This window comes from Microbacterium testaceum (genome assembly GCF_001476285.1).
GTDB classification, from domain to species: domain Bacteria; phylum Actinomycetota; class Actinomycetes; order Actinomycetales; family Microbacteriaceae; genus Microbacterium; species Microbacterium testaceum_B.
On the sequence record NZ_LDRU01000094.1, the window covers coordinates 1 to 24,527 of the forward strand.

Annotated in this window: 20 protein-coding genes; 17 read left to right on the forward strand and 3 right to left on the reverse strand. The window is 70.5% G+C overall.

All coding sequences use genetic code 11. The features are described 5' to 3' along the window. The 3 genes from infB to NS283_RS15145 form a co-directional block, all read left to right on the forward strand. A partial coding sequence (gene infB / locus NS283_RS15135) for a translation initiation factor IF-2 (RefSeq protein WP_081317454.1) occupies positions 1 to 1,441 on the forward strand: 1,441 nt, incomplete at its 5' end. 219 nt (positions 1,442 to 1,660) lie between these two features. Continuing rightward, complete coding sequence (gene rbfA, locus NS283_RS15140) at positions 1,661 to 2,146, forward strand: 30S ribosome-binding factor RbfA (protein ID WP_058597688.1); 486 nt, start codon at positions 1,661 to 1,663, stop codon at positions 2,144 to 2,146. Positions 2,147 to 2,269: 123 nt separating this feature from the next. Continuing rightward, positions 2,270 to 3,253 (forward strand): CPBP family intramembrane glutamic endopeptidase, encoded by a 984-nt coding sequence (locus NS283_RS15145; protein WP_058597689.1) that lies wholly within the window; start codon positions 2,270 to 2,272, stop codon positions 3,251 to 3,253. 209 nt (positions 3,254 to 3,462) lie between these two features. Here NS283_RS15145 and NS283_RS15150 read toward each other — a convergent pair whose 3' ends face one another. After that, a complete protein-coding gene (locus tag NS283_RS15150; RefSeq protein WP_058597690.1) occupies positions 3,463 to 4,329 on the reverse strand; it encodes an A/G-specific adenine glycosylase in 867 nt (288 codons plus the stop codon). Between the two features lie 162 nt (positions 4,330 to 4,491). Here NS283_RS15150 and NS283_RS15155 point away from each other — a divergent pair, with 162 nt between their 5' ends. The 5 genes from NS283_RS15155 (at position 4,492) to NS283_RS15175 (ending at position 7,753) form a co-directional block, all read left to right on the forward strand. Further along, complete coding sequence (locus NS283_RS15155) at positions 4,492 to 4,971, forward strand: hypothetical protein (RefSeq protein WP_058597691.1); 480 nt, start codon at positions 4,492 to 4,494, stop codon at positions 4,969 to 4,971. Beyond that, the gene (gene truB, locus NS283_RS15160; protein WP_058597692.1) at positions 4,971 to 5,855 is read left to right on the forward strand and encodes a tRNA pseudouridine(55) synthase TruB; all 885 of its coding nucleotides are present in this window, start codon (positions 4,971 to 4,973) and stop codon (positions 5,853 to 5,855) included. Before NS283_RS15155 ends, truB begins: the two co-directional genes overlap by 1 nt. Beyond that, the gene (locus NS283_RS15165) at positions 5,852 to 6,220 is read left to right on the forward strand and encodes a hypothetical protein (protein WP_058597693.1); all 369 of its coding nucleotides are present in this window, start codon (positions 5,852 to 5,854) and stop codon (positions 6,218 to 6,220) included. The genes truB and NS283_RS15165 overlap by 4 nt, the downstream gene beginning before the upstream one ends. Positions 6,221 to 6,392: 172 nt before the next feature. Further along, positions 6,393 to 6,812 carry a hypothetical protein gene (locus NS283_RS15170; protein WP_058597694.1) on the forward strand — a complete coding sequence of 140 codons (420 nt, stop codon included), beginning with the start codon at positions 6,393 to 6,395 and terminating at the stop codon, positions 6,810 to 6,812. After that, the gene (locus tag NS283_RS15175) at positions 6,809 to 7,753 is read left to right on the forward strand and encodes a bifunctional riboflavin kinase/FAD synthetase (protein WP_058597695.1); all 945 of its coding nucleotides are present in this window, start codon (positions 6,809 to 6,811) and stop codon (positions 7,751 to 7,753) included. Before NS283_RS15170 ends, NS283_RS15175 begins: the two co-directional genes overlap by 4 nt. Positions 7,754 to 7,796: 43 nt before the next feature. On the opposite strand, the gene NS283_RS15180 is transcribed toward NS283_RS15175, so the two are convergent. Further along, on the reverse strand, positions 7,797 to 9,164 hold the full coding sequence (locus NS283_RS15180) for an MFS transporter (protein ID WP_058597696.1): 1,368 nt from the start codon (positions 9,162 to 9,164) through the stop codon (positions 7,797 to 7,799). A gap of 107 nt (positions 9,165 to 9,271) precedes the next feature. Here NS283_RS15180 and NS283_RS15185 point away from each other — a divergent pair, with 107 nt between their 5' ends. The 5 genes from NS283_RS15185 to NS283_RS15210 all read left to right on the forward strand — a co-directional run bounded on the left by NS283_RS15185 (position 9,272) and on the right by NS283_RS15210 (position 17,877). After that, the gene (locus NS283_RS15185) at positions 9,272 to 11,749 is read left to right on the forward strand and encodes a heavy metal translocating P-type ATPase (protein ID WP_058597697.1); all 2,478 of its coding nucleotides are present in this window, start codon (positions 9,272 to 9,274) and stop codon (positions 11,747 to 11,749) included. Positions 11,750 to 12,069: 320 nt separating this feature from the next. Then, complete coding sequence (locus NS283_RS15190) at positions 12,070 to 14,229, forward strand: DEAD/DEAH box helicase (RefSeq protein ID WP_058597698.1); 2,160 nt, start codon at positions 12,070 to 12,072, stop codon at positions 14,227 to 14,229. 139 nt (positions 14,230 to 14,368) lie between these two features. Then, positions 14,369 to 15,424, forward strand: coding sequence for a hypothetical protein (locus NS283_RS15195; RefSeq protein WP_058597699.1), 1,056 nt, complete (start codon positions 14,369 to 14,371; stop codon positions 15,422 to 15,424). A gap of 151 nt (positions 15,425 to 15,575) precedes the next feature. Then, a complete protein-coding gene (locus tag NS283_RS15200; protein ID WP_058597700.1) occupies positions 15,576 to 16,604 on the forward strand; it encodes a 6-phosphofructokinase in 1,029 nt (342 codons plus the stop codon). Positions 16,605 to 17,355: 751 nt separating this feature from the next. After that, positions 17,356 to 17,877 (forward strand): hypothetical protein, encoded by a 522-nt coding sequence (locus NS283_RS15210; RefSeq protein ID WP_058597702.1) that lies wholly within the window; start codon positions 17,356 to 17,358, stop codon positions 17,875 to 17,877. Between the two features lie 114 nt (positions 17,878 to 17,991). On the opposite strand, the gene NS283_RS15215 is transcribed toward NS283_RS15210, so the two are convergent. Continuing rightward, positions 17,992 to 20,106 carry a S9 family peptidase gene (locus NS283_RS15215; RefSeq protein ID WP_058597703.1) on the reverse strand — a complete coding sequence of 705 codons (2,115 nt, stop codon included), beginning with the start codon at positions 20,104 to 20,106 and terminating at the stop codon, positions 17,992 to 17,994. Positions 20,107 to 20,329: 223 nt separating this feature from the next. Between NS283_RS15215 and NS283_RS15220 the strand changes: the two genes are divergently transcribed. The 4 genes from NS283_RS15220 to NS283_RS15235 all read left to right on the forward strand — a co-directional run bounded on the left by NS283_RS15220 (position 20,330) and on the right by NS283_RS15235 (position 24,506). Further along, positions 20,330 to 21,544: an inorganic phosphate transporter gene (locus NS283_RS15220; protein ID WP_058597707.1), complete on the forward strand. Its 1,215-nt coding sequence runs from the start codon at positions 20,330 to 20,332 to the stop codon at positions 21,542 to 21,544. Then, complete coding sequence (locus NS283_RS15225; RefSeq protein WP_058597704.1) at positions 21,541 to 21,870, forward strand: hypothetical protein; 330 nt, start codon at positions 21,541 to 21,543, stop codon at positions 21,868 to 21,870. Before NS283_RS15220 ends, NS283_RS15225 begins: the two co-directional genes overlap by 4 nt. A gap of 48 nt (positions 21,871 to 21,918) precedes the next feature. Then, positions 21,919 to 22,818, forward strand: a complete 900-nt coding sequence (locus NS283_RS15230; RefSeq protein ID WP_058597705.1) for a phosphodiesterase — start codon at positions 21,919 to 21,921, stop codon at positions 22,816 to 22,818. 224 nt (positions 22,819 to 23,042) lie between these two features. Then, positions 23,043 to 24,506: an aspartate ammonia-lyase gene (locus tag NS283_RS15235; protein WP_058597706.1), complete on the forward strand. Its 1,464-nt coding sequence runs from the start codon at positions 23,043 to 23,045 to the stop codon at positions 24,504 to 24,506. Positions 24,507 to 24,527 lie beyond the last annotated feature (21 nt).

Below are 24,527 nucleotides of genomic sequence, written 5' to 3' on the forward strand. Positions count from 1 at the left end.
CGCGGGCGAGGCCGGCGGCATCACGCAGCACATCGGTGCGTACCAGATCTGGACCGAGCACGAGGGCATCGAGCGCGCGATCACCTTCATCGACACCCCGGGTCACGAGGCGTTCACCGCCATGCGTGCCCGTGGTGCGCAGGTGACCGACATCGCGATCCTCGTGGTCGCCGCCGACGACGGCATCATGCCCCAGACGGTCGAGGCGCTGAACCACGCCCAGGCGGCGAACGTGCCGATCGTGGTCGCGGTCAACAAGGTCGACAAGCCGGATGCCAACCCCGCCAAGGTGCGCCAGCAGCTCACCGAGTACGGCCTGGTCGCCGAGGAGTACGGCGGCGACGTCATGTTCGTCGACGTGTCGGCCCGACAGGGCACGAACATCCAGGAGCTCCTGGACGCCGTGCTGCTGACCGCCGACGCCGGGCTCGACCTCACGGCCAACCCGAACAAGGCGGCTCGCGGTGTCGCGATCGAAGCGAAGCTCGACAAGGGTCGCGGTTCGGTCGCCACGGTGCTCATCCAGTCCGGAACGCTGCGCGTCGGTGACGCGATCGTCGCCGGTACGGCCTATGGCCGCGTCCGCGCGATGATGGACGAGAACGGCGAAGCGGTCGAAGAGGCCTACCCGTCGCGTCCCGTGCAGGTGCAGGGTCTCAACTCGGTTCCGCGCGCCGGCGACGTCTTCATCGTCACCGAGGAAGACCGCACCGCGCGCCAGATCGCCGAGAAGCGCGAAGCCGCCGAGCGCAACGCCCAGCTGGCCAAGGCCCGCAAGCGCATTTCGCTCGAGGACTTCACCCGCGCTCTCGAAGAGGGCAAGGTCGAGTCGCTCAACCTCATCATCAAGGGTGACGTATCGGGTGCCGTCGAGGCCCTCGAAGAGTCGCTGCTCAAGATCGAGGTCGACGACAGCGTCCAGCTGCGCATCATCCACCGCGGTGTGGGTGCGATCACCGAGTCGGACATCAACCTGGCCACGATCGACAACGCGATCGTGATCGGCTTCAACGTCCGTCCCGACACGAAGGCCCGTGAGCGTGCCGCCCGCGAGGGTGTCGACGTGCGGTTCTACTCCGTCATCTACAACGCGATCGACGACGTCGAGCAGTCGCTCAAGGGCCTGCTCAAGCCGGAGTTCGAAGAGGTGCAGTCGGGTGTCGCCGAGATCCGCGAGGTGTTCCGCTCCTCGAAGTTCGGCAACATCGCCGGTGTCATCGTGCGGTCGGGAACGATCACGCGAAACGCCAAGGCTCGCGTCATCCGCGACGGCGTCGTGCTGGCCGACGGTCTGCAGATCGAGTCGCTGCGTCGCTTCAAGGACGACGTCACCGAGGTGCGCACGGACTTCGAGGCCGGTATCGGTCTGGGCAAGTTCAACGACATCCAGGTGGGCGACGAGATCGAAACGACGGAACTCGTCGAGAAGCCGCGAGGCTGATTCGCTGGGCGGGCGTCGCGTCTTCGGGCGCGGCTCCCGCTTCGGCCTGCGGGGGGTGTGTGCTTCCCCGAGCAGAGCGGGGCCCCTACCCCGATGCTCGGGGAAGCACACACCCCCTCCGGCCTACGCTGGGTGCGGCTCCCTCCGCGGGAGGCCCACCCGGCGGATGAGCCGCGGGGCGCTCGACTCGCGGCGGTACAGGGAAAGAAGGAGAAGGACGTGGCAGGGGAACGACAGGCCCGGGTGGCCGACCGCATCCGCGTGGTGCTCGCGGAGCGCCTCGAGAAGGGGCTGCGCGATCCGCGGCTCGGATTCGTGACGATCACCGACGTGCGCGTCACGGGCGACCTCCAGCACGCGTCGGTGTTCTACACCGTCATGGGCGACGAGGCGCACCGCAACGACACCGCGGCGGCGCTGAAGTCGGCGACCGGCATGCTGCGCAGCGAGGTCGGCAAGAACCTCAACACGCGACTCACCCCGACGCTCGAGTTCATCCTCGACGCGATCCCCGAGAACGCCGACCACATCTCCGCGCTGTTGCGCGAGGCGCGCGAGCGTGACGAGTCGGTCGCGGGTCTCGCGGCCTCCGCCAGCTACGCCGGGGACGCCGACCCGTACGTGAAGCCGCGCGAGCATGACGACCTCGACGACGACGAGGACGAGGACGCGCAGGGCGAGGAAGTCCGCGACGACCGGGCCTGAACCGGCTGAGACGAGGGCCGGATGTCACACCCCGAGGGGGTGGCATCCGGCCGTCGTCGTTCGAGGGGTGACCTCCGTCTCACGGGGGAGGTGTCAGGAGAGCCCTCGTCCTACCGTCGAGGTATGCACGTACAGACTCGACCCGATTGGCCGGCGATCGCCGTGTTCGCGGTGACCTCGCTGGTTCTGTCCTGGCTGGTCGCCCTTCCCCTCTGGCTGGGAGGGCGGGGGCTTCACGATCTTTTCTTCGGGCTGGTCGCGGCGGCGATGATGTTCACTCCCGCGCTGGCAACGGTCGCTGCCCTTCTCGTGCAGCGGCGCACCCGCGGGCGCCGAGGGGCGCGCGTGGTCCTGCGCGAACTCGGCATGTGGCCGCTGCGTCCGGCGGCACGGACGATCTGGATGTGCGTCGCGGTCATCTTCGCCGCTCCCGTCCTCGTGGCGCTCGGGCTCTTCGTGATGTCGGTGACCGGCATCCTGACTCTCGATCTGGTGGGCTTCTCGGGCTTCGCCCAGACGCTCCAGGAAGCGGTCCCGGCGGGGACGCCCCTCCCGCCGATGGGCGTGCTGGTCGTGGTGCAGCTGGCGATGATCCCGCTCGGGGCGCTGTTCAACGCCCCGCTGGCCTTCGGCGAGGAACTCGGCTGGCGCGGCTGGCTGCTGCCCGCCCTTCGCCCGCTCGGAACCTGGCCCGCGCTTCTGGTCTCGGGGGCGTTCTGGGGACTGTGGCACGCGCCGCTGATCCTGCTGGGCTACAACTTCGCCGAGCCGAACGCCTTCGGCGTGCTGCTGATGATCGTCGGCTGCGTGTTGTTCGGGGTCCTGCTCGGGTGGACGCGTCTGCGCACCGCATCGGTGTGGCCGGCGGTGTTCGCGCACGGGGCCTTCAACGCCTCGGCGGGAATGGTCGCGCTCTTCCTCGCCGCGGGCGCGCCCACGCCCCCGTTGATGGTGATGTCGCCCCTCGGCGTGGTCATGTGGGGTGTCTTCGCCGTCGTCATCGCCGTCCTGGTGGTGCTGGGGCAGTTCCGTCCCGCGCGCCTGGCAGCCGAGCTGGGTCCCGACCGCCGGCGGGCGCCGGCGGAGGTTCCGTCGACGGCATCCTGAGTCGCCGGGCCGTGCAGGGCCGTGCCATGCCGTGCCGTGCCGTGCCGTGCCGTCAGGCGGAGTCGGGAGACGACACGCCGCGGGGCGGGGCCCGGTCACGGCGTGTCGGCGACGGACTCCGCGCGACGGTACAGCGGGGCCGCGGCCCTGCCCCCGCGGCTGTGGTCGGACATTCGGGCAGAGCGGCCGGACGTCAGCGCGGCCGGACGTCAGCGCGGCAGGTGGAGCAGGTCGTCCTCGGCCTCGACGAGACCGTCCGAGATCAGCGAGTCGATCGCGCGGTCGCGTTGGGTCGCGTCCGGCCAGTCGGGCAGCACCGCGAACAGCGGCACGGGAGTCGGCGCCGCCTCCCGCAGGGTCTTGAGCACCGCTCCGCGCGCCTGCCGGTCGCTGCCCTCGTAGGTGGCCTGCTTACGGCGGCGGTCCTCGGACGCGGGGTAGCCGGCCGCGCGCCACGCGCACTGCGCGGCCAGCGGGCAGGCATCGCACTTCGGCGATCGGGCCGTGCAGATGATCGCCCCGAGCTCCATCGCGGCGGCGTTCACGATCGCCGCTTCCGCGATGTCGGCGGGGAGTTCGGCATCCATGCGTTCGAGATCGCGCCGGTGCGGCGGGCCCGGTTGCGCGCGACCTTCGACGGCGCGGGCGAGCACACGCCGGGTGTTGGTGTCGACGACCGGATGCCGATCGCCGTAGGCGAAGACCGCGACTGCGCGCGCGGTGTAATCGCCGATTCCGGTCAGCGCGAGGAGCGCGTCGACGTCGCGCGGAACGACGCCGTCATGGCGATCGCGGATCTCGACGGCCGCGCGGTGCAGCCACAGTGCGCGCCGGGGGTAGCCGAGGTTCGCCCACCGGGTCACCGCTTCCGCGGGCGGGGAGGCGGCGAGATCGGACGGCGTGGGCCACCGCTCGAGCCACGCCTCGAGGTGCGGGATGACGCGGTTCACCGGTGTCTGCTGCAGCATGAACTCGCTGACGAGGGTGCCCCACGCGCCGAACCCTTCGCGGCGCCAGGGGAGGTCGCGCGCCGCGTCGCGGTACCACGCGATGAGCGGGGCGGCGAGTCCTGGCATCCGTCCAGCCTACGGGCGCGCGTGCGTCTCGGTCGGTACGCATAAACGGCATCCACGCACAGAAACACGAGGAGAGCGCGTTTCTGTGCGCGGATCGCGTTTATGCGTGCGATCCCGGCGGCCGGGCGGATCGGTGTCGGTGGTCGAAAGTAGGCTGGGAGCATGTCGTCGCCCGAGAATCCCGTCCAGACTCTGCAGCGGAGCCTGCGCGACCTGATGCGGCAGAACGCCCGCGCGGGCCGCGTCGTGGTGGCCGTCGACGGACTGGATGCCGACCAGACGCGGGCTTTCGCCGACGGGTTCGCCGCGGTGCTCGGCGAAGACGGCACATCCGTCGAGCGTGCGAGCGTCGGGGACTCCGAGCCCGACGTCCGCGAGAGCATCGTCGCGCCCTTCCGCGCGAGCGAGGGCGACGCCGTCCTCGTGGTCGACGGACGTTTCCTCCACGCGCCCGAGCGCCGGGGACTGTGGAACTACTCGGTGTGGCTCGAGAGCAACCCGCCGATCGGCTCGCCGCGCCCCGAGCTCCCCGACGCCGAGAAGCACTACCTCGCGACCGCGCGGCCGAAGGCGGCCGCCTCGGCGATCGTCGAGAACTCCGACCCCGCGCACCCCGTGCAGGTCTTCGGGGACTTCTGCTGATGGTGCGTCCCGGCATCCTCCTGGTCGACAAACCCGGGGGCATCACCAGCCATGACGTCGTGTCGCGCGCCCGACGCGCGCTCGGCACGCGCAAGATCGGGCACGCCGGCACCCTCGACCCCATGGCGACGGGGCTGCTCGTGCTCGGTGTCGAGGGTGCGACCCGGCTGCTGACGTACATCGTCGGCGCCGACAAGACGTACGAGGCGACGATCCTGCTGGGCGTCTCGACCGACAGCGACGACGCCGACGGGGTCGAGACGTCACGGACGGACGCCACGGCCGTCACCGACGACGCCATCGCCGCGGGCATCGCCGACCTCACCGGCGACATCGAGCAGGTGCCGAGCACCGTGTCGGCGATCAAGGTGGCGGGGCGCCGTGCCTACGACCTCGCTCGCGCGGGGGAGGAGGTCGAGCTGAAGGCGCGTCGCGTGACCGTGTCGCGCTTCGACGTCCATGCCGTTCGCCGGGGCGAGGGGGCCGTCGAGCTCGACGTCGTCGTCGACTGTACGAGCGGCACCTACATCCGCGCTCTCGCCCGCGACCTCGGCCGAGCCCTCGGCGTGGGTGGGCACCTCACCATGTTGCGCCGCACGCGCATCGGCGCGTTCGACGTCGCCGCTGCGGCATCCGTCGACGACATCGCCGAGGAGCGGCTCGTCAACCCGGCCACGGCCGCCTCGGTCGTCGTGGGCGCGATCGCCGTCGGCGAAGAAGAGGCCCGCGACCTGCGTCACGGTAAGCGCATCGACGGCGGCGGTCGCCTCACCGGGGCCGTGGCCGCGGCGATCGACCCCGACGGGCGGCTCGTCGGCATCGTGGAGAAGCGGGGCGCGCAGCTGAAGAGCGTCATGAACATGCCCGAGGAGGTCGCCCGATGATCCTGTGGTTCACGCTCGCGCAGGTGGGTATCGCCGTCCTCGCCGGGATCGTCGCGATCGTCGCGGGGCTCATCGGCCGCCGCCCGGGAGACGTCACCGTCGGCTCGCTCGCCCTCATCGAACTGCTGCTCATCGTGCAGATCGTGGTCGCGATCATCGCGCCGTTCGCGGGGAATCCGCCCTCCGGCAGCCTGCTCGAGTTCTGGACGTACCTCGTCTCGGCCGCCCTCGTGCCGGTTGCGGGCGCCGCGTGGGCGCTCATCGAACGCAGCAGGTGGAGCACCGTGATCATGGGGGTTGCCGCCCTGGCGGTCGCCGTGATGGTCTGGCGCATGTACGTGATCTGGACGGTGCAGCTGGCCTGAGGGGTGGATCCCGTGGCGAGCGGCTGCGCGCCGGTCCCGGTCCCTTCGACAGACTCAGGGACCTGCGTCGAGGTGGCGGAGCTCGTCGAAGCCACCGAGTGTCCGGTGTCGCCGTGTCCGGCGGAGGCCGCGCCGGGCGGCGACCGCGCGCGCCAACTAGAATCGTTGAGTCATGGCATCCACCACTCCCACCCGCACCCGGGGGATGACCGGCATCGGCCGTGTCCTCGTCGTCGTCTACGGCATCATGGCGCTCGCCGCCACCGGCCGTTCTTTCGTACAGATCGTGCGCGAGTTCGATGACGCCCCGCTGGCGTACTCACTGTCGGCCCTTGCGGCGGTCGTGTACATCCTCGCGACGCTCGCGCTCATCTTCTCGGCGCGGCCGGCGTGGTACCGCGTGGCGTGGATCGCGATCGGCTTCGAACTCGTCGGCGTGCTCGTCGTGGGCACGCTGAGCCTCGTCGACCCCGCGCTGTTCCAGCATCCGACCGTGTGGTCGGTCTACGGCTACGGATACCTCTTCATTCCGCTCGTCCTGCCCTTCCTCGGGCTCTGGTGGCTGATGCGCCACCGCCGGACGGCGTCGTGATCGTCTTCCGCGACGCGGCCGAGGTCCCCGCGGATTTCGGACCGTCGGTCGTCGCGATCGGCAAGTTCGACGGCGTGCACACCGGTCACCGCGCGGTGATCGACCGCGCCCGCGTCGACGCCTCCGACGGCGCGAAGGTCGTCGCGGTGACGTTCGACCGCAATCCGCTCAGCGTGCTTCGGCCCGACCGCTGCCCGCCGGACGTGATCGGCCCGCACCAGAAGCTCGATCTGCTCGACCGGGCCGGAGTGGATGCCACGCTCCTGCTGACCTTCGACGAAGCCCTCGCCGCGATCCCCGCCGAGGAGTTCGCGCGCCGCGTGATCGTCGACGCCCTGCAGGCGCGGACGGTGCTCGTCGGGCGCGACTTCCGCTTCGGCGCGGGCGGTGCGGGCGACCCCGACCTCCTGACCCGCATGGGAGCGGAGCACGGCTTCCGCGTCGACGTGGTCGACGATGTGCGCGCGGTGCACGCCGATCGGCGCGTGTCGTCGACGTGGATTCGTGAGGCCCTCTCGGCGGGCGACGTCACGACGGCCGCGCGCCTGCTCGGCCGTGCCCCCTCCGTCTGGGGCGAGGTCGTGCACGGGCTCAAGCGCGGACGCGAACTCGGCTACCCGACGGCGAACCTCTCACCCGACCTCGAGGGGTTCGTCCCCGCCGACGGCGTCTACGCCGGGTGGCTCGTCGACGTCGAGGGCGGACGCCGCATCAGCTATCCCGCCGCCATCAGCGTCGGCACCAATCCCACCTTCGACGACGTGCATGCGCGCCAGGTCGAGGCGTACGTCCTCGACGAGACAGGCCTCGACCTCTACGGCCATCACGTCGAGGTGCGCTTCGTGGAGCGCGTCCGCGGGATGGTCGCGTTCGACGGCATCGACGCCCTGCTGGTGCAGATGGCCGACGACGTGGAGCGCACGCGGGCGATCCTGCGCTGACGCGGGAACGCGGGCGCGGGCGGGCCGCGCGGGCGCAGGCGCGTCAGTCGCGACGCGACAGGTGATTCCGGATGCCGAGAAACGACGACGCGGCCCCGAGCAGCATCAGCACGGCGGTGAACACCGCGGCCCGGTGGAATCCGTCGAGGTCGAGCGAGCCGCCGACGACGGCCGAGACCGCGGCGATCGCGAGCAATCCCGCGACGCGCGACACGGCGTTGTTCACCGCGGAGGCGATACCGGAGCGCTCGGTCTCGATCGCGCCGAGGACCGCGGCGGTGAGCGGTGACACGGTCGCGGTGAGACCGAGACCGAACACGACGATGCCCGGAAGCACCTGCGTCCAATAGTCGAAGTCCGTGCGCACGTTCAGCAGCAGGAGGGCTCCGGCCGCCATCACGAGCGGCCCGAACGTCATGAAGAGACGCGGGCCGTACTTCCCGGCGAGGGCACCCATCCGTGAGCTCAGCAGGATCATCAGAAGCGTGCTCGGGAGGGACGCGAGACCGGCGAGCGTCGCGGGCAGCCCCGCCCCCTGCTGCAGGTAGACGCTGACGACGAAGCCGTTGAGCGACAGGGCGGCGTACACGAAGACTGTCGCGAGGTTCCCCGCCCAGAAATTGCGGGAGCGGAACAGGCCCAGCGGCATCATCGGCTGTCGAGCGAAGCGCTGGCGCACGAGGAACCCCGAGAACGACAGGATGCCGAGGGCGCCCGGCATCCAGATCACGGGGGAGGACCACCCGAGGTTCGGCTGCTCGATGAGCGCGAAGACGATCCCGCCCAGGCCTGCGGCGCAGAGCACCGCGCCGAGGATGTCGACGCGTGCGTCCGGGCGCCGGTGGTCGGCGTGACCGAGACGAAGGAGCAACCACAGTGTGACCGCGATCGGCAGCACGTTCACGAGGAACACCAGCCGCCACGACAGCGTGTCGACGAAGAGACCGCCCACGAGCGGACCCGCGAGCATCGCGATCGTCGTTGCACCGGTCCAGATGCCGATCGCCCGGGCTTGCGCGGTGCCGCGGAACGTCGAGGTGATGAGCGCGAGAGAACTCGGCACGAGGAGAGCGCCGGCGACCCCCTGCAGGGCGCGCGCGACGATGAGGAACTCGGCGGTCGGTGCGGCCGCGATCGCGACGGAGGTGATCCCGAACCCGATCAGGCCGATCCGCAGGACGACCACACGCCCCAGGACGTCGCTGAGCGAACCGGCGACCAGGATGAACGCGCCGAGGGTCACGAGGTACGCGTCCACGACCCACTGCTGGGTGCTCAGCCCACCGCCGAGGTCGCGGGCGATCGCGGGGAGGGCGACGTTGACGACGGTGCCGTCGAGGAACGACACGAACGATGCGAGCACCGCGATCGTCAGAACGACCCGTTGCTGCTTCGTCATCGTGTCGCTCATCCGTCCAGCGTAGGGTCGCGCGCCGCGGGGGCGTCCGATTTTCGTCCCGATCCCGGAATACCCCCAGGGGGTATCCTGTTGTGTGGGTGAGAACCCCGGGAGGAACCATGGACGGATCGAGGGATGCCGCGACGTCGGGCACCGATGTCGCGGAGGCGGTGCTCGACATCGAGGGCATGACCTGTGCGAGCTGCGTCGCGCGGGTCGAGAAGCGTCTCGGACGCGTCGAGGGAGTGCGAGCGGCGGTCAATCTCGCGACGGAGACGGCGCGGGTGCAGTACCCGGCCGGGCTCGACACCACGGCGCTCGTCGAGGCCGTGCGCGCCGCGGGGTACGACGCCACCGTGCGGACGCGGGCCGCCTCCCGCGCGACCGTCGAGCCCGTGGCATCCGTTCCGGTGCCCGCGCCCGGCGGAGAGATCGACGCCGTGACCGCGCAGAGCCTCGATGCACCCGACCACGGCACCGGCGCGCTCCCGCACGATGCCCACGGCGCCGACGTAGCTGGTCCGGTCCACGACCGCGGCGCGCATGGCCACGGCGCGCCTGACCGCGGCGCGCATGACCACGGCGCGCATGACCACGGCTCCGATCACGGGGGCCACGTCCACGACACCTCCGACGCGCCCGGGTCCACACCGCTGCGGACGCGTCTGCTCGCGTCGGCGGCGATGGCGATCCCCGTGGTCGCGCTGGGCATGGTGCCGGCGTGGCAGTTCCCCGGCTGGCAGTGGGTCTCGCTCGCGTTGACCACGCCCGTGGTGCTGTGGGGCGGGTGGCCGTTCCACCGCGCGACTCTGCGCAACGCCCGCCACGGTGCCGCCACGATGGACACCCTCATCACTCTCGGTACCTTCGCGGCGTACCTCTGGAGCGTCTGGGCGCTCGTCTTCGGAAACGCCGGGCGGATCGGCATCCGTCACGAGGTGATGCTCTTCGGGCCGGTGCACGACGCCAGTGCGGTCGTCTACTTCGAGGTCGCCGCCGCGGTGACCGTGCTCCTGCTGCTCGGGCGCTTCATCGAGCAGCGCTCGACCCGCCGCGCGGGCGCTGCGCTGCGCTCCCTCCTCGACCTCGGCGCGCGCGAGGCCGAGCTGGTCGACGGACGCCGCGTGCCGATCGACGAGCTGCGCGTGGGTGACGTGTTCGTCGTGCGCCCGGGTGCGGTGATCGCCACCGACGGTGTCGTCGTCGACGGGCGTGCCTCGGTCGACGAGAGCATGCTCACCGGTGAGTCGATGCCCGTCGAGGCGACCGTGGGATCGGCGGTGACCGGTGGCACGATCACCGCGGGCGGTCGACTGACGGTCCGGGCGACCGGGGTCGGCGAAGAGACACGGCTCGCCCGCATCGCGCGACTCGTCGAGGACGCGCAGCTCGGAAAGAGTCGCGTGCAGCGTCTGGCCGATCGCATCTCGAGCGTGTTCGTGCCGGTCGTCGTCGTGCTCGCCGTGCTGACTCTCGTCGCCTGGATCATCGCGGGGCAGCCGCTCGCCGCCGGGTTCACGGCGGCCGTGGCCGTTCTCATCATCGCCTGCCCGTGCGCGCTGGGTCTCGCCACTCCCATCGCGATCCTCGTCGGCACGGGGCGGGGGGCGCAGCTGGGCGTCCTCGTCACCGGACCCGAGGCCCTCGAATCCGCCGAGCGCATCGACACGATCGTGCTCGACAAGACCGGCACGCTGACGAGCGGCCGGATGAGCGTCGCGAACGTCGTCGCCGCGGAGGGGGAGGATGCCACGGACGCGATCGCCCGCGCAGCCGCCGTCGAACGCGGCTCGGAGCACCCGGTGGCGGCGGCCATCGTCGCGGCCGCGGGAGCGGGGCAGACCGCGACCGATCTCGAGGCGATCGCCGGACGCGGTGTGATCGGCACGGTCGATGGTCTCCGCGTCTTCGCGGGGCGTGCCGCCTGGATCGTGGAACGCGGAGGGGCGCTGACCCCCGAGTTGGAGGCGGCGGTCGACGCGGCCGAGGAGCGCGGCACGGTCGTGGTCGTGGGGTGGGCGGATGCCGGCGGCGCCCTCCGTGCTCGCGCCGTGATCGAGATCGCCGACACCGTGCGTGCCGAGAGCGCCGAGGCGATCGCCCGTCTGCGCGAGATGGGTCTCGAGCCCGTGCTGCTGACGGGCGACAACGCGCGCATCGCGGCGTCCGTGGCGGCGGAGCTCGGCATCGAGCGTGTCCGCGCCGGAGTCCTCCCCGAGGGCAAGGTCGACGAGATCGCGGCTCTACGGGCCGAGGGGCGCACCGTTGCCATGGTGGGTGACGGGGTCAACGACGCCGCCGCCCTGGCATCCGCGGATCTCGGGATCGCCATGGGCGGCGGGACGGATGCCGCGCTCCACGCGAGCGACATCGCGCTGATGCGCGACGATCCGCGCGGGATCGTCACGGCGGTCGCGCTGAGTCGTCGCACGATGCGGATCATTCGCGGCAACCTGTTCTGGGCGTTCGCGTACAACGTCGCGGCGCTGCCGCTCGCCGCCCTGGGGCTCCTGAATCCGATGATCGCGGGAGCGGCGATGGCGTTCTCGAGCGTGTTCGTGGTGCTGAACAGCCTGCGGCTGCGACGGGCGTCCTAGGGCGTGTCGCGGCCGGTCTCCTGCCGGGTTCGGGGCGTGTTCTGCCGTTCGGAGCGGAGTATTTCGCGCCCCGAACGGCAGAACGCGCCCCAAACCAGGTCGCGGCCGGTACAGCTCACGCGAACGGCCGCTGCGGGCGCTAGAATGGTCTGGACCCCGTCACCCGCTGTCTCGCGAGCCGTTCCGGTGTAGACGCGTCGCGGGTCGCCGGTACCGCCGCTCAGGCGGCGTGCCGAGCGACGTTCCCCGGGGTCACCGATCCGCCGGCCTCGCGCCGGAACGTCCCGGACAGGTGTCCGGACGACACGCTCAGGAGGAGCATGCCGACCACGGCAACCGCGTCCCGAGGCTCGAGCCAGCGGCGCAGGAAGACCACGTCCTCGCGACGCGACGACGAAGCCCCCGTCATCCCGATCCTGGCGCGCAAGGTGCGCGAGGTCGAAGCGAAGGCCCAGCGGGGCAAGCTCGGCCCGACCAACCGGGTGAAGTTCCAGGTGATCGCCTTCCTCGTCCGCGAGGAACGCGCCCGCGTCAAGGCCGACACCGAGATCACCGACGCAGCCCGTGCCGAGCTGCTCAAGCGCCTCGACGGGGTCGCGACGATTCTCGCGAAGACCGCCGCGCGCGACACCTCGCTCATCCAGCTGCTCGAGGTCGATGCGGCCACCTCGCCCGTCGCCCGACGCATGCGCCGCGACTGGCTGCTGGAGTCCGGTGCCGAGCTGCCGCCCGATGAGCTGATCATCACCGACACCGCGCCCCAGGTGGCGCCCGTCGTGCCCGCGGCTCTCGCCGAGAAGCAGGTCATCCCGCCGTCCATCGAGGCGCGCCAGATGGCCAATCCCTTCCTCGCGCCCGACCTCACCCCGCGCTCGAACGGTGACGCCCCGCGTCGCCGGCTCGACGGCTGGGAGCTCATGGGTCCGCTCTACAAGGCCTTCGAGACCGGCGCCGGTGGGTCGGCCGCCAGCATGGACCTGCCGCCCGTCCCCGAGTTCGATCGCGTCTCTCCCCGCGGGCTCGAGGTCATGCCGCACCAGTCGCGCTTCCTCGAGGCCGTGCGCCTGGGACATCGTTCCTTCCTGCTCGCCGACGAGCCGGGCCTCGGCAAGACCGCCGAGTCGGTGCTCGCGGCATCCGTGGCCGACGCGTACCCGCTGCTGGTCGTGGTGCCCAACGTCGTGAAGATGAACTGGGCCCGCGAGGTGCAGCGCTGGACGCCCCAGCGTCGGGCGACCGTCATCTCGGGCGGCGGCGCCGACATCGACGCCTTCGCCGACGTCTTCATCGTCAACTACGAGATCCTCGACCGGCACCTTTCGTGGCTGTCGTCGATCGGCCTCAAGGGCGTCGTGGTCGACGAAGCGCACTTCATCAAGAACCTCACGTCGCAGCGCTCGCAGAACGTCCTGGCCCTGGCATCCCGTGTCCGTCAGCAGACGCGTGACCCGCTGATGCTCGCCCTCACCGGTACGCCGCTCATCAACGACGTCGAGGACTTCGACGCGATCTGGCGCTTCCTCGGGTGGACCAACGGCGAGAAGCCCGGTCCCGAGCTGATGGAGAAACTGGATGCCACGGGTCTGACGCCCGCCGACAAGGCGTTCTACCCCGAGGCGCGCGAGGCCGTGATCTCGATGGGGATCGTCCGGCGCAAGAAGAAGGACGTCGCCGCCGACCTGCCCGACAAGCTCGTCGCGGACCTCCCCGTCGAGCTCGACGACGAGTACGGCCGTTCGATCCGACAGGCCGAGCGCGAACTCGGGGCCCGCCTCGCGGCGAAGTACCGCCGCATCCTCGAGGCGCGCGGTGACCGGGGCCTCGCTCCCGGCGAGATCGACGACGACATCGTCCGTCTCGTGGCGCACGGCGAACTCGAAGAGAGCAAGGCCGCCGGCTCCGGCAGCGAGAACGTCTTCACGATGGTCCGCCGCATCGGTCAGGCCAAGGCGCACCTCGCGGCCGACTACGCCGTGCAGCTGCAGCGCTCGGTCGGTAAGGTCGTGTTCTTCGCCAAGCACATCGACGTGATGGATGCCGCGGAGGCCCACTTCAAGGCATCCGGGTTGAAGGCGGTGTCGGTGCGCGGCGAGCAGACCTCGACCGCGCGCCAGGCAGCGATCGACGCGTTCAACAGCGACCCCGATGTCGGGATCGCGGTGTGTTCGCTGACCGCCGCCGGCGTCGGCCTGAACATGCAGGCAGCGTCCAACGTGGTGCTCGCCGAGCTGTCGTGGACCGCCGCCGAGCAGACGCAGGCGATCGACCGCGTGCACCGCATCGGCCAGGAGGAGCCCGTCACCGCGTGGCGCATCATCGCCGCCCACACGATCGACACGAAGATCGCCGAGCTCATCGATTCGAAGGAGGGCCTCGCGGCGCGCGCCCTCGACGGCCAGGCGATCGAGCCCGGCTCGAGCGATTCGGTTCAGCTGTCGGCGCTCATGCACCTGCTGCGTCAGGCGCTCGGCGCGGCCTGATCCCGCTTCGACGGACGCCCCGGGGTTTCGGCTCCGGGGCGTTCGCTTGTTCGGCGTGGCCCGCAATCGCGCGGCTGACCACGCGTGCGGGTCCATCGAAGCCCGCCTCGCTCTCCGACACCCTCGCTAAGGTCGGCGGATGACCCTCAGTATCGACACCCTGCTCGCGGGACCACGCGGACGCCGGCTGTGTCTGGAAGTTCTGCGGCTCGTCCCCGACGGGCCGGAGGCACGCGATGCGGCCTGGGCCGTTTCGTGGGCCGCGCAGGCGCTCGACGAGAACTCGGGAAGGATGGTCTCGATAGCGGGAGACGCCGCGTCGTTCACCGAACCGGAGGTGTCACCCGCCGAAGCCGCCGCCGCACTGGCGCGGGTCCCGATCCCCGAGCTCAGCGAGGCGTTCCTTTTCACGGCCCTGTCTCTCGCTGTCGACCTCGCCACGTACTGGCAGCCGCCCTTCGGCGAGGACGTCCTGGCGGCGACCGAGGACCTGCGGCCGGTGCTCGAGCGGGTCGCATCGGCGGTCGCCGGAGCGCCCGTGATCGAGTGGTGGGGGAGCGGGGTCGAGCGAGACACGCAGGCGATGGTGCGCTGGGAGAACTCTCCCGCCTCGACGAGGTCGCCCGAAGAGTTGTCGGCCCAGTGGCGAAACGAGCAGGTCGCAGAAGAGACCTCCTTCGCCCGACAGATCGGCGACGTCCGTCTCTCGGGGTCGTGGTGGTTGACGCCCTCGTTCGCTCTTCCACGTTCCACACGTGCGCGCGGGACAGCGGGGCCGGTCGGTCTCACGCTCGTCGAAGACTCCTGGGGGTGGACCTCCGCACGCGTTCGACCCATCGCCGCACCGGACGGTGATGTCATCGAGATAGACGGCCCCGAGTCGTGGGCGGCGCTGTGTCGGCGGCATCCGTTCCCGGTCACCGCGAGCCGGCGCAATGTGTGGGGATGGGCGACCGGGCGCGAGGGGATGTGGGTGCAGCCCGACTGGGCCGCGGTCGCCGGTGAAGCCGCGGGGGTGCACCTGAGCGTGAACGGGTACCTCTCCACGGCCGGTCGGGTCATCGACCTCGGTGACCTCGGCGCGAGCACCGTTGCCGGGTGGGGGCCCGACGAGACGTTCTGGTTCTCACCGGTCGAGCACTCGGCGCCGGAGCAGGAGTGGGTTCGCGATGGTGACACCTGGACCCGCGCGTGACGTTGGCCCTGGGCCGGCTCGAACAGGTCGGTCGGGTCGGGGTGTCGGCATCCGGACCGCCGTGTGGCACCGTTCCCGCCCGCGGCGATAGGGTCGAAGACGGCAATGGCGCCTCCCTCCACCCGAACCACAGCACCAGAGGACTCTGCCCATGAAGATCGGCATCCTGACCAGCGGCGGCGACTGCCCCGGTCTCAACGCGGTCATCCGTGGCGTCGTGCTGAAGGGCACGACCAACTACGACATCGAGTTCGTCGGTATCCGTGACGGATGGCGAGGCGTGGTCGACGGCGACTTCTTCCCGCTGACCCGTCACGAGGTGAAGGGTCTGTCCAAGGTCGGCGGCACGATCCTCGGCACGAGCCGCACCAACCCGTACGAGGGCGTGCGCGGCGGTGCCGAGAACATCTCCAAGACGATGTACGGGCACCGGCTCGACGGCATCCTGGCCATCGGTGGCGAGGGGACCCTCGCCGCGGCCGACCGCCTGTCGAAGGACGGCATCAACGTCCTCGGCGTGCCGAAGACGATCGACAACGACCTGCGCGCGACCGACTACTCGTTCGGTTTCGACACCGCCGTCAACATCGCGACGGATGCCATGGACCGCCTCCGCACCACCGGCGACTCGCACCAGCGGTGCATGGTGGCTGAGGTCATGGGGCGCCACGTCGGCTGGATCGCGCTGCACGCCGGTATCGCGGCGGGCGCCCACGTGATCTGCATCCCCGAGGTGCCGATGTCGATCGAAGAGATCGTCGAACAGGTCACCCGCGCGCACGACCGCGGCCGCGCGCCGCTCGTCGTCGTGTCGGAGGGCTTCAAGCTCAAGGGCATGGACGAGGCGTTCAGCGACAAGGGACTCGACGCCTTCAACCGTCCCCGCCTCGGCGGCATCGGCGAGCTGCTCGCCCCCGAGATCGAGCGTCTCACCGGAATCGAGACCCGCTCGACGGTGCTCGGCCACATCCAGCGCGGCGGCTCGCCCTCGGCGTTCGACCGCGTGCTCGCGACGCGCCTCGGCCTGCACGCCGCCGACGCCCTGCACGAAGGGGCCTGGGGCCAGATGGTCGCGATGCGCGGCACCGACATCGTCCGCGTGCCCTTCGCCGACGCGCTCGGCGAGCTCAACAGCGTCCCGCTCTACCGCTACGAAGAGGCCGCGGCGCTGTTCGGCTGAGCCTTCCGTCTCGACGCCCCGTCCCGCTTCGCGCGGGGCGGGGCGTCGTCGTTGGTGCTGGATGCGCGCCGCGGTAGGTGTGCGTGGCGGGCCGCGTTAGGTGTGCGTTGCGGTGTGCAGGTGCGGCGTTGGGTAAGCGTGAGGAGGCGCAGCGGGCACGCGCGGCGTCCCTATGACCCTCGTCCCACTTATGACGGTGTCTGTCCCACTTGTGGTCGGTCAGTGCGCCTCCAACCGGCAATAAGTGGGACACGCTTGGTTCGGCCTAAGAGGGGCGCCTCCTTCACAAGAGCGGATCAGGCGAGCGGGCTGTGGAGAACGCCGCCGCGCGGCTCGACGGCCGGGAATATGGAGCATGACTCGACGCAGCCCCCTACCGGACGGTCTGCCCGATCGATTCCACGTCGCGGAAGCACTCGGAAAGGGGGCGAGCAGGACCCGCCTCCGCGCCTCCGATCTCGTGACCCCCTTCCACGGTGTGCGTTCGCGGTCCCTCGGCGACGACGACAGCATCCTCGAGCGGTGCCGGGCGTACGCGCCCCGACTCGGAGAGGGGCAGTTCTTCAGCCACGAAACGGTGTTCGTCCTCCGGGGTCTGAGTACACCCGAGTGGCCGTATACGCCGCGGCTGCATGTATCAGCGCATCGCCCCGCGCGCGAGCCTCGCACCCGCGGTGTCGTGGGTCACAGGTTGCAGACACGGGAACCTGCCATCGAAGCGGGACCCGAGGGGATCCCTATCGAGAACGCCGTGCGCGCGTGGCGGCAGTGCGGTCGACTCTGGCCGCTCGACGACTTGGTCGCGGGCGCTGACGCACTCCTGGCCGGCCGTCAGCCGCTCGCCTCTGCCGCCGACCTGGATGCCGAGATCACTCTCATGGGAGATGTCCGGGGCGGCATCTTGCGGCGGGCGCTGAATCTGGCTCGCCCGGGCGTGAGGTCACCCCGCGAGACCCGCCTGCGCCTGGTCCTCGTGCGCCACGGATTGCCGGAACCGAACGTCAACATCGACATCTTTTCGACACGCGGGGATTTCGTCGCGGAGATCGACCTCGCCTACGAGTTGTGGCGTGTCGCCGTCGAGTACGACGGGCGGGTGCATGCCGAGGATCCACGGCAGTTCGCTCGCGACGCGGACCGCTGGGCAGCGATCCGAGATGCGGGCTGGGATCATGTGCGCGTCCTGAGCCATCACCTGCGCGGGGACGGTTCCGCCGCCGTCGATCTCGTGCGCGCCGCGTTGCTCCGGGCGGGGTGGCGTCCCGGCCAGTGACCCCTTGTCCCACTTATGGCTGGTTGAGACGTCGATAACCAGCCATAAGTGGGACATGCACCGACAAAAGTGGGACACACAACCCGCCAGCCGCCGCGGCGGCTGCCCGTCGACCTACTCCGCGAGCCCCAGCACGTCCAGCAGCCACGCCAGCTCGAACGCGCGCTCGCGCCACGCGTTGTAGCGGCCGCTGACGCCGCCGTGGCCGGCGACCATCTCGCACTTCAGCAGGGCGTCGGCGCCGACCTCGCGCAGGCGTTGCACCCACTTCGCGGGCTCGACGTACAGCACGCGCGTGTCGTTGAGCGACGTGACGGCGAGGATCCGCGGGTACTCGACCCCCGAGCGCACGTTCTCGTACGGCGAGTACGACTTCATGTAGGCGTACACGTCGGCGTCGTGCAGCGGGTCGCCCCACTCGTCCCACTCGATGACCGTGAGGGGGAGCGACGGGTCGAGGATCGTGGTCAGCGCATCCACGAACGGCACGTCGGCGAGGATCCCGGCGAAGAGCTCCGGCGCGAGGTTCGCGACGGCACCCATGAGCAGACCGCCGGCGCTGCCGCCCTCGGCGACGATGCGGTCGGGCCTCGTGTACCCCTCGGACACCAGATGGCGCCCCGCGGCCACGAAGTCGGTGAACGTGTTGCGCTTGGCGAGGAGCTTGCCGTCCTCGTACCACTGGCGCCCCATCTCTCCGCCGCCGCGCACGTGCGCGACCGCGAAGATCACGCCACGGTCGAGCAGCGACAGGCGCGGCACCGAGAAGCCGGGCTCGATCGAGTGCTCGTACGAGCCGTAGCCGTAGAGGTGCACCGGTCGCGGTGCCGAGCCGGGCTCGCCGAACGAGCGCTTCCAGACGAGCGACACGGGCACTCGCGTGCCGTCCTCCGCAGGTGCCCAGACGCGAGCCTGCCCGTAGTCGGCGGGGTCGAAGCCCCCGAGGACCGGCTGCCGCTTGCGTAGGAGCAGCTCGCTGGTCGCGATGACGTAGTCGTACACGGTGCCGGGGGTCACGAACGAGCCGTAGCCCAGCCGCAGGACGGGCGGTGCCCACTCGGGGTTGCCGCCGGTTCCGACGCTGTAGAGCGGTTCGTCGAACGCGATCTCGTCGACGGCTCCGTCGGCGTACGAGAGCAGGCCGAGGCGGGCGAGACCGTCGCGCCGGTAGGCGATGACCCCCCAGTCGCGGAAGGTGTCGACACCGAGCAGGCGCTGGCCCACGCGATGCGGGACCACGATCTCGCGCGGTCCCTTGGGATCGGATGCCGAGACCCGGACCAGCTCGAAATCGAGAGCTCCATCGTTGTGGAGGATGTAGAGCACGTCCTCGCCGTCGACGACCGCGTGGTCGACCGAGTACTCGACGCCCTCGCGCCGCGGCCAGACGACACGGGCCTCGCCGCGCAGGTCGTCGGCGTCGATCAGGCGGTCCTCCGAGGTGATCGACGAGCCGACGCCGATGACGAGGTACCGGTCGCTGCGCGTGAAGTCGGCGCCGACCCAGTACCGCTCGTCGGGCTCGTGGAACAGCTTCGCGTCGGCATCCACCGCCGTGCCGATCTCGTGCAGCCAGACGGTGTCGGGGCGCCACGCGTCGTCGACGGTGGTGTACACGATGAAACGGCCGTCGGGCGAGAACGTCGCCCCCGAGAAGGTGCCGGGGATCTCGTCGGGGAGCGTCTCGCCCGTCGTCAGATCGCGCACGCGCACGGTGTAGCGCTCGTCGCCCGCGACGTCGATGCCGTACAGCATGCGCGTTCCGTCGTTCGAGATCTCGAAACTGCCGAGCGAGAAGAAGTCGGTTCCCTCGGCCTCGACGTTGCCGTCGAAGAGCACCTGCTCGCCGGGTACGGGCTCGTCGGGCGAGAGCTGCGGCGGGGTCCAGTCGTCGGGCGAGGTCAGGGGAGCGCGGCACTGGATGCCGTACTGGGCGCCCGCCACGGTGCGTCCGTAGTACCACCAGTCGCCCCGGCGCACGGGGACGGACAGGTCGGTTTCGAGCGTGCGCCCCTTGATCTCGCCGAAGATCTCGTCGCGGAGGGATGCCAGGTGCGCGGTGCGTGCGTCGGTGTAGGCGTTCTCGGCCTCGAGGTGCGCCACGACCTCGGCGTCGTCTTTCGCGCGCAGCCACTCGTAGGGATCGTCGAACGTGTCACCATGGTGCGAGCGGGGGACGGGACGACGGGCGGCGACGGGCGGAACGGACGAAACGTCGATATCGGTCACCCCTTTACGGTAGTCGGCCGTGCCGACACTGCGCCTGGGCGTTCCCCAGCCGGGAAGAACCTGCGGATGCCGCGGCCTCGGGCCACCCGGTTTGACCGTCGTGGTCGCCGGTGACATGATTTCCACGCGACCTCGGTGAACGGGTGTCGAACTCCAGGTGAACTCTTCGTTCGTCGCGCCGATCCCGTCGGCATCCCTTCTTCCTCCTCACGGAAAGCGAACGGTGGAGAGCGCAGCCCTCGTCATCGTGCTGGTCATCGGCCTGGCACTGTTCTTCGATTTCACCAACGGATTCCACGACACCGCGAACGCGATGGCCACGCCCATCGCCACCGGTGCGCTGAAGCCGAAGGTCGCCGTGCTCCTCGCGGCCTGTCTGAACCTGGTCGGAGCGTTCCTCTCGACCGAGGTGGCCAAGACCATCTCCGGAGGCATGATCCGCGAGGATCAACTCTCGCCCGAGATCTTCCCGCCGATCATCTTCGCGGGGCTCATCGGCGCGATCACCTGGAACATGCTGACGTGGCTGCTGGGCTTGCCGTCCAGCTCGTCGCACGCGCTGTTCGGCGGCCTCATCGGCGCGACCCTCGTGGGCGTCGGCGTCTCGGCCATCGACACCGGCGTCGTGCTCAGCAAGGTCATCCTCCCCGCCCTCATCGCGCCGTTGACGGCGGGCATCATCGCCTTCACGGTCACGAAGATCGCCTACGGCGTCACCCGGCGGTACGACACGAAGGCCGACGGTCGCGACGGCTTCCGCTGGGGCCAGATCTTCACGTCATCGCTCGTGGCGCTCGCGCACGGCACCAACGACGCGCAGAAGACGATGGGTGTGATCACGCTCGCGCTCATCACCGTGGGGTGGCAGTCGGCATCCGATCCCGATCCGCACATCTGGGTCGTGTTCGCGTGCGCCATCACGATCGCCCTCGGCACGTACATGGGCGGCTGGCGCATCATCCGCACCCTCGGTAAGGGGCTGACCGACGTCAAGCCAGCCCAGGGCTTCTCGGCCGAGACGTCGACGGCGGCGACCATCCTGGCATCCAGTGCCCTCGGCTTCGCCCTCTCGACCACGCAGGTCGCGTCCGGCTCGGTCATCGGCTCGGGCCTCGGACGTCGCGGATCGACGGTGCGCTGGAACACCGTCGGCCGCATCATGATCGGCTGGGTCCTGACGCTCCCCGCCGCGGGTGCCGTGGGCGCCGCGGCCGCGCTCATCGTGGTGTGGCTGGGTGGCTGGGGTGTCGCGGTCGACGCGGTGATCGCCGTCGCGATCATCCTCGGCCTCTTCCTTCGCTCGCGCCGCGACTCGGTCACCTCGGCCAACGCGATGAGCGAGGTCGCCGACTCGGGCGCCGCCGTCAAGGTGCCGCGAAAGCCCGGCCCGACGCGTCGCCAACGCCGCCTCGAGCGCTCAGGGAAGGACGACGCGTGACCATCGACTGGGAAGCCTTCCTCCACGTCTTCGTCGCCGCCATCATCGGCGCCTCGATCGTCGTGACCTTCTACGCCCTCGGGCTGCGCCTGCTCGTGCGCGGCGGGCGCCCGCCCCTGGTCGCGCCGGTCGAGTTCACGGATGCCATCACCGTCCTCACCGACAAGCAGCGGCGCCGCGCCGAGAAGGCGGCGGCCAAGGCGGCGGCGCGCAATCCGCTCAGCGACGGGCAGAAGCGCCTTGCGCTCGTCGGTGCGTACCTGTGTTTCGGGGTGTGTGCGGTGGCCGTCCTCGGTGCCCTGCTGCTGATCCTCTTCAACCACTGACGGTGCGCTCACGGATCGCGTGTCGGAGGCCTCTTCTAGGCTGAGCCCATGGCATCCGTGCAGTTCGGTCAGCACGCGCCCGCGCGGCGTGTGATCCTCCACCTCAGCGACACCCATCTGCTGGGCGGTGATCGCCTGCTCGGCGAGCGGTACGACACCGCCGCGAACCTGCGACGGACCCTGGATGCCGCCGAGGCCACCGGCGTCCGTCCCGATGCCGTCGTGTTCACGGGTGACCTCACCGACCTCGGCGAGCCGGAGGCGTATCGGGCGCTGCGCGCGGCGGTCGAGCCGTGGGCCGAGCGCCTCGGAGCGCCGGTCATCTGGGTCGCGGGAAACCACGATGAGCGCCCCGCGCTGCGCGCCGGTCTCCTCGACGGAGAGCCGTCGCTCGAGCCCGTCACCGGTGTGTGGGACCTCGACGGACTCCGCATCATCGCGCTGGACTCGACCGTGCCGGGCTGGCACCACGGCGATCTCGATGCCGCGCAGCTCGAGTGGCTGCGCGAGGAGCTCGCGACCCCCGCACCCCTCGGCACGATCCTCGCCCTGCACCACCCGCCCCTGCCGACGCACATTCCCTTCTTCGACGTCCTGGAGCTCCGCGACCAACCCCGACTCGCGGCGGCGATCGCGGGCAGCGACGTCCGTGCGATCCTCGCCGGGCACCTGCACTACTCGACGTCGGGGACGTTCGCGGGCGTGCCCGTGAGCGTCGCGGCCGCGTCCTGCTACACGATGGATCTCGCCCGCCCGGCCGACGAGGTCAACGGCATGGACGCCGGTCAGTCCTTCCACCTCGTGCACGTCTGGGACGACACGATCACCCACGCCGTCGTCCCGGTGGTCGACGCCGACACCTCGGGGTACTTCACCCCCGCGTGGGTCGACGAGATGGCGGCTCTCACGCCCGAGGGGCGGCTCGAGGCCTTCTCGCGCAAGCGCTGAGCGCCGCGCCCGCCGCCGCGCCGCGCGGGCATCGCCGAGCGCCGCGCCCTGCCACCGCTGTCCACCGAGCCGACCGCTTCGCCCGCCGCGGCCGAGCGCCGCCCCCGCAATCGACACCGCGGACGGTTCGAGGATGCCGACAGGCCGCCGTGTCCACGGGCGCTCCTGGTCGTGGTGGTTAGGCTCGTGGCATCCCCTTTCACGTGACCCCACAAGGACGACACATGACTCTGGACGCAAAGACGCGTACCCGCACCGAGACCGACTCCCTGGGAACCCTCGAGATCCCCCTCGACGCGTACTGGGGCATCCACACCGCCCGCGCGCTGGAGAACTTCCCGATCGCCAAGCGGCCGATCTCGGTGTACCCCGACCTGGTCCGCGCCCTCGCGATGGTCAAGCAGGCCTCGGCCCGCGCCAACCGCGAGATCGGTGTGCTCGACCCGGCGAAGGCCGACCTCATCGATCGCGCCGCGCAGCGGGTGATCGACGGCGAGTTCCACGACGAGTTCGCGGTGGGCGTCATCCAGGGCGGTGCCGGCACCTCGACGAACATGAACGCGAACGAGGTCATCACCAACATCGCGCTCGAGATGGCGGGCCGTGAGAAGGGCGACTACGCGTTCCTCTCGCCGATCGACGACACCAACCGCAGTCAGTCGACGAACGACGTGTACCCGACCGCGATCAAGATCGGGCTCGCCCTGACCTTGAAGAGCCTGCTCGAGGAGCTCGCGCTCCTCCGCCAGTCGTTCCTCGCCAAGGCCGACGAGTTCCACGACGTTCTCAAGGTCGGTCGCACCCAGCTCCAGGATGCCGTGCCGATGACGCTGGGGCAGGAGTTCCACGGCTTCGCCACGACGCTCGGCGAGGACTACAGCCGCCTGACCGAGAACGCCTACCTGCTCTACGAGATCAACATGGGGGCCACGGCCATCGGCACGGGCATCACCGCCCACGCCGGCTACGGCAAGGCCGTCCTCCGGCACCTCCGTGAGATCACGGGCCTCGATCTCGAGACCGCGACCGACCTCGTCGAGTCGACGAGCGACACGGGCGCCTTCATGTCGTTCTCGTCGTCGCTGAAGCGCAACGCGATCAAGCTGTCGAAGATCTGCAACGACCTGCGCCTGCTCTCGAGCGGTCCGCAGGCGGGCCTCGGTGAGATCAACCTCCCGCCGCGCCAAGCGGGCTCGAGCATCATGCCCGGCAAGGTGAACCCCGTCATCCCCGAGGTCGTCAACCAGGTCGCCTTCTCGGTGGTCGGGGCCGACATGACCGTGACGATGGCGGTCGAGGGCGGCCAGCTGCAGCTCAACGCGTTCGAGCCGGTCATCGCGCACTCGATCTACCAGTCGATCACGTGGATGCGTCAGGCGATGTGGACGCTCCGCGTCAACTGCGTCGACGGCATCACGGCGAACCGCGAGCGCTTGGGTGCGATGGTCGGCTCCTCGGTCGGCGTCGTCACCGCCCTCACGCCGTTCATCGGTTACGCGGCGGCCGCGGCCCTGGCCAAGACGGCGCTGCTCACGCACCGCAACGTCGCCGACCTCGTCGTCGAGGCGGGGCTCATGTCGCGCGAGGAAGTCACCAAGCAGCTCTCGCCCGCGCGCCTGTCGGGCCTGCACCCGATCACGCAGGCGATCCCGGTCCAGCGCGCCGCGGACAGCGTCGTCGAGGAGTGAGCGAACGCGAGAGGGGCGGGA

What these genes read in the sequence shown, in the direction of transcription:
- NS283_RS15145 (WP_058597689.1), top strand. Translation starts at nt 2,270, where the DNA reads ATGCACGTACAGACTCGACCCGATTGGCCGGCGATCGCCGTGTTCGCG.
- NS283_RS15150 (WP_058597690.1), bottom strand. Translation starts at nt 4,329, where the DNA reads ATGCCAGGACTCGCCGCCCCGCTCATCGCGTGGTACCGCGACGCGGCG.
- NS283_RS15155 (WP_058597691.1), top strand. Translation starts at nt 4,492, where the DNA reads ATGTCGTCGCCCGAGAATCCCGTCCAGACTCTGCAGCGGAGCCTGCGC.
- truB (WP_058597692.1), top strand. Translation starts at nt 4,971, where the DNA reads ATGGTGCGTCCCGGCATCCTCCTGGTCGACAAACCCGGGGGCATCACC.
- NS283_RS15165 (WP_058597693.1), top strand. Translation starts at nt 5,852, where the DNA reads ATGATCCTGTGGTTCACGCTCGCGCAGGTGGGTATCGCCGTCCTCGCC.
- NS283_RS15170 (WP_058597694.1), top strand. Translation starts at nt 6,393, where the DNA reads ATGGCATCCACCACTCCCACCCGCACCCGGGGGATGACCGGCATCGGC.
- NS283_RS15180 (WP_058597696.1), bottom strand. Translation starts at nt 9,164, where the DNA reads ATGAGCGACACGATGACGAAGCAGCAACGGGTCGTTCTGACGATCGCG.
- NS283_RS15185 (WP_058597697.1), top strand. Translation starts at nt 9,272, where the DNA reads ATGGACGGATCGAGGGATGCCGCGACGTCGGGCACCGATGTCGCGGAG.
- NS283_RS15190 (WP_058597698.1), top strand. Translation starts at nt 12,070, where the DNA reads ATGCCGACCACGGCAACCGCGTCCCGAGGCTCGAGCCAGCGGCGCAGG.
- NS283_RS15195 (WP_058597699.1), top strand. Translation starts at nt 14,369, where the DNA reads ATGACCCTCAGTATCGACACCCTGCTCGCGGGACCACGCGGACGCCGG.
- NS283_RS15200 (WP_058597700.1), top strand. Translation starts at nt 15,576, where the DNA reads ATGAAGATCGGCATCCTGACCAGCGGCGGCGACTGCCCCGGTCTCAAC.
- NS283_RS15230 (WP_058597705.1), top strand. Translation starts at nt 21,919, where the DNA reads ATGGCATCCGTGCAGTTCGGTCAGCACGCGCCCGCGCGGCGTGTGATC.
- NS283_RS15235 (WP_058597706.1), top strand. Translation starts at nt 23,043, where the DNA reads ATGACTCTGGACGCAAAGACGCGTACCCGCACCGAGACCGACTCCCTG.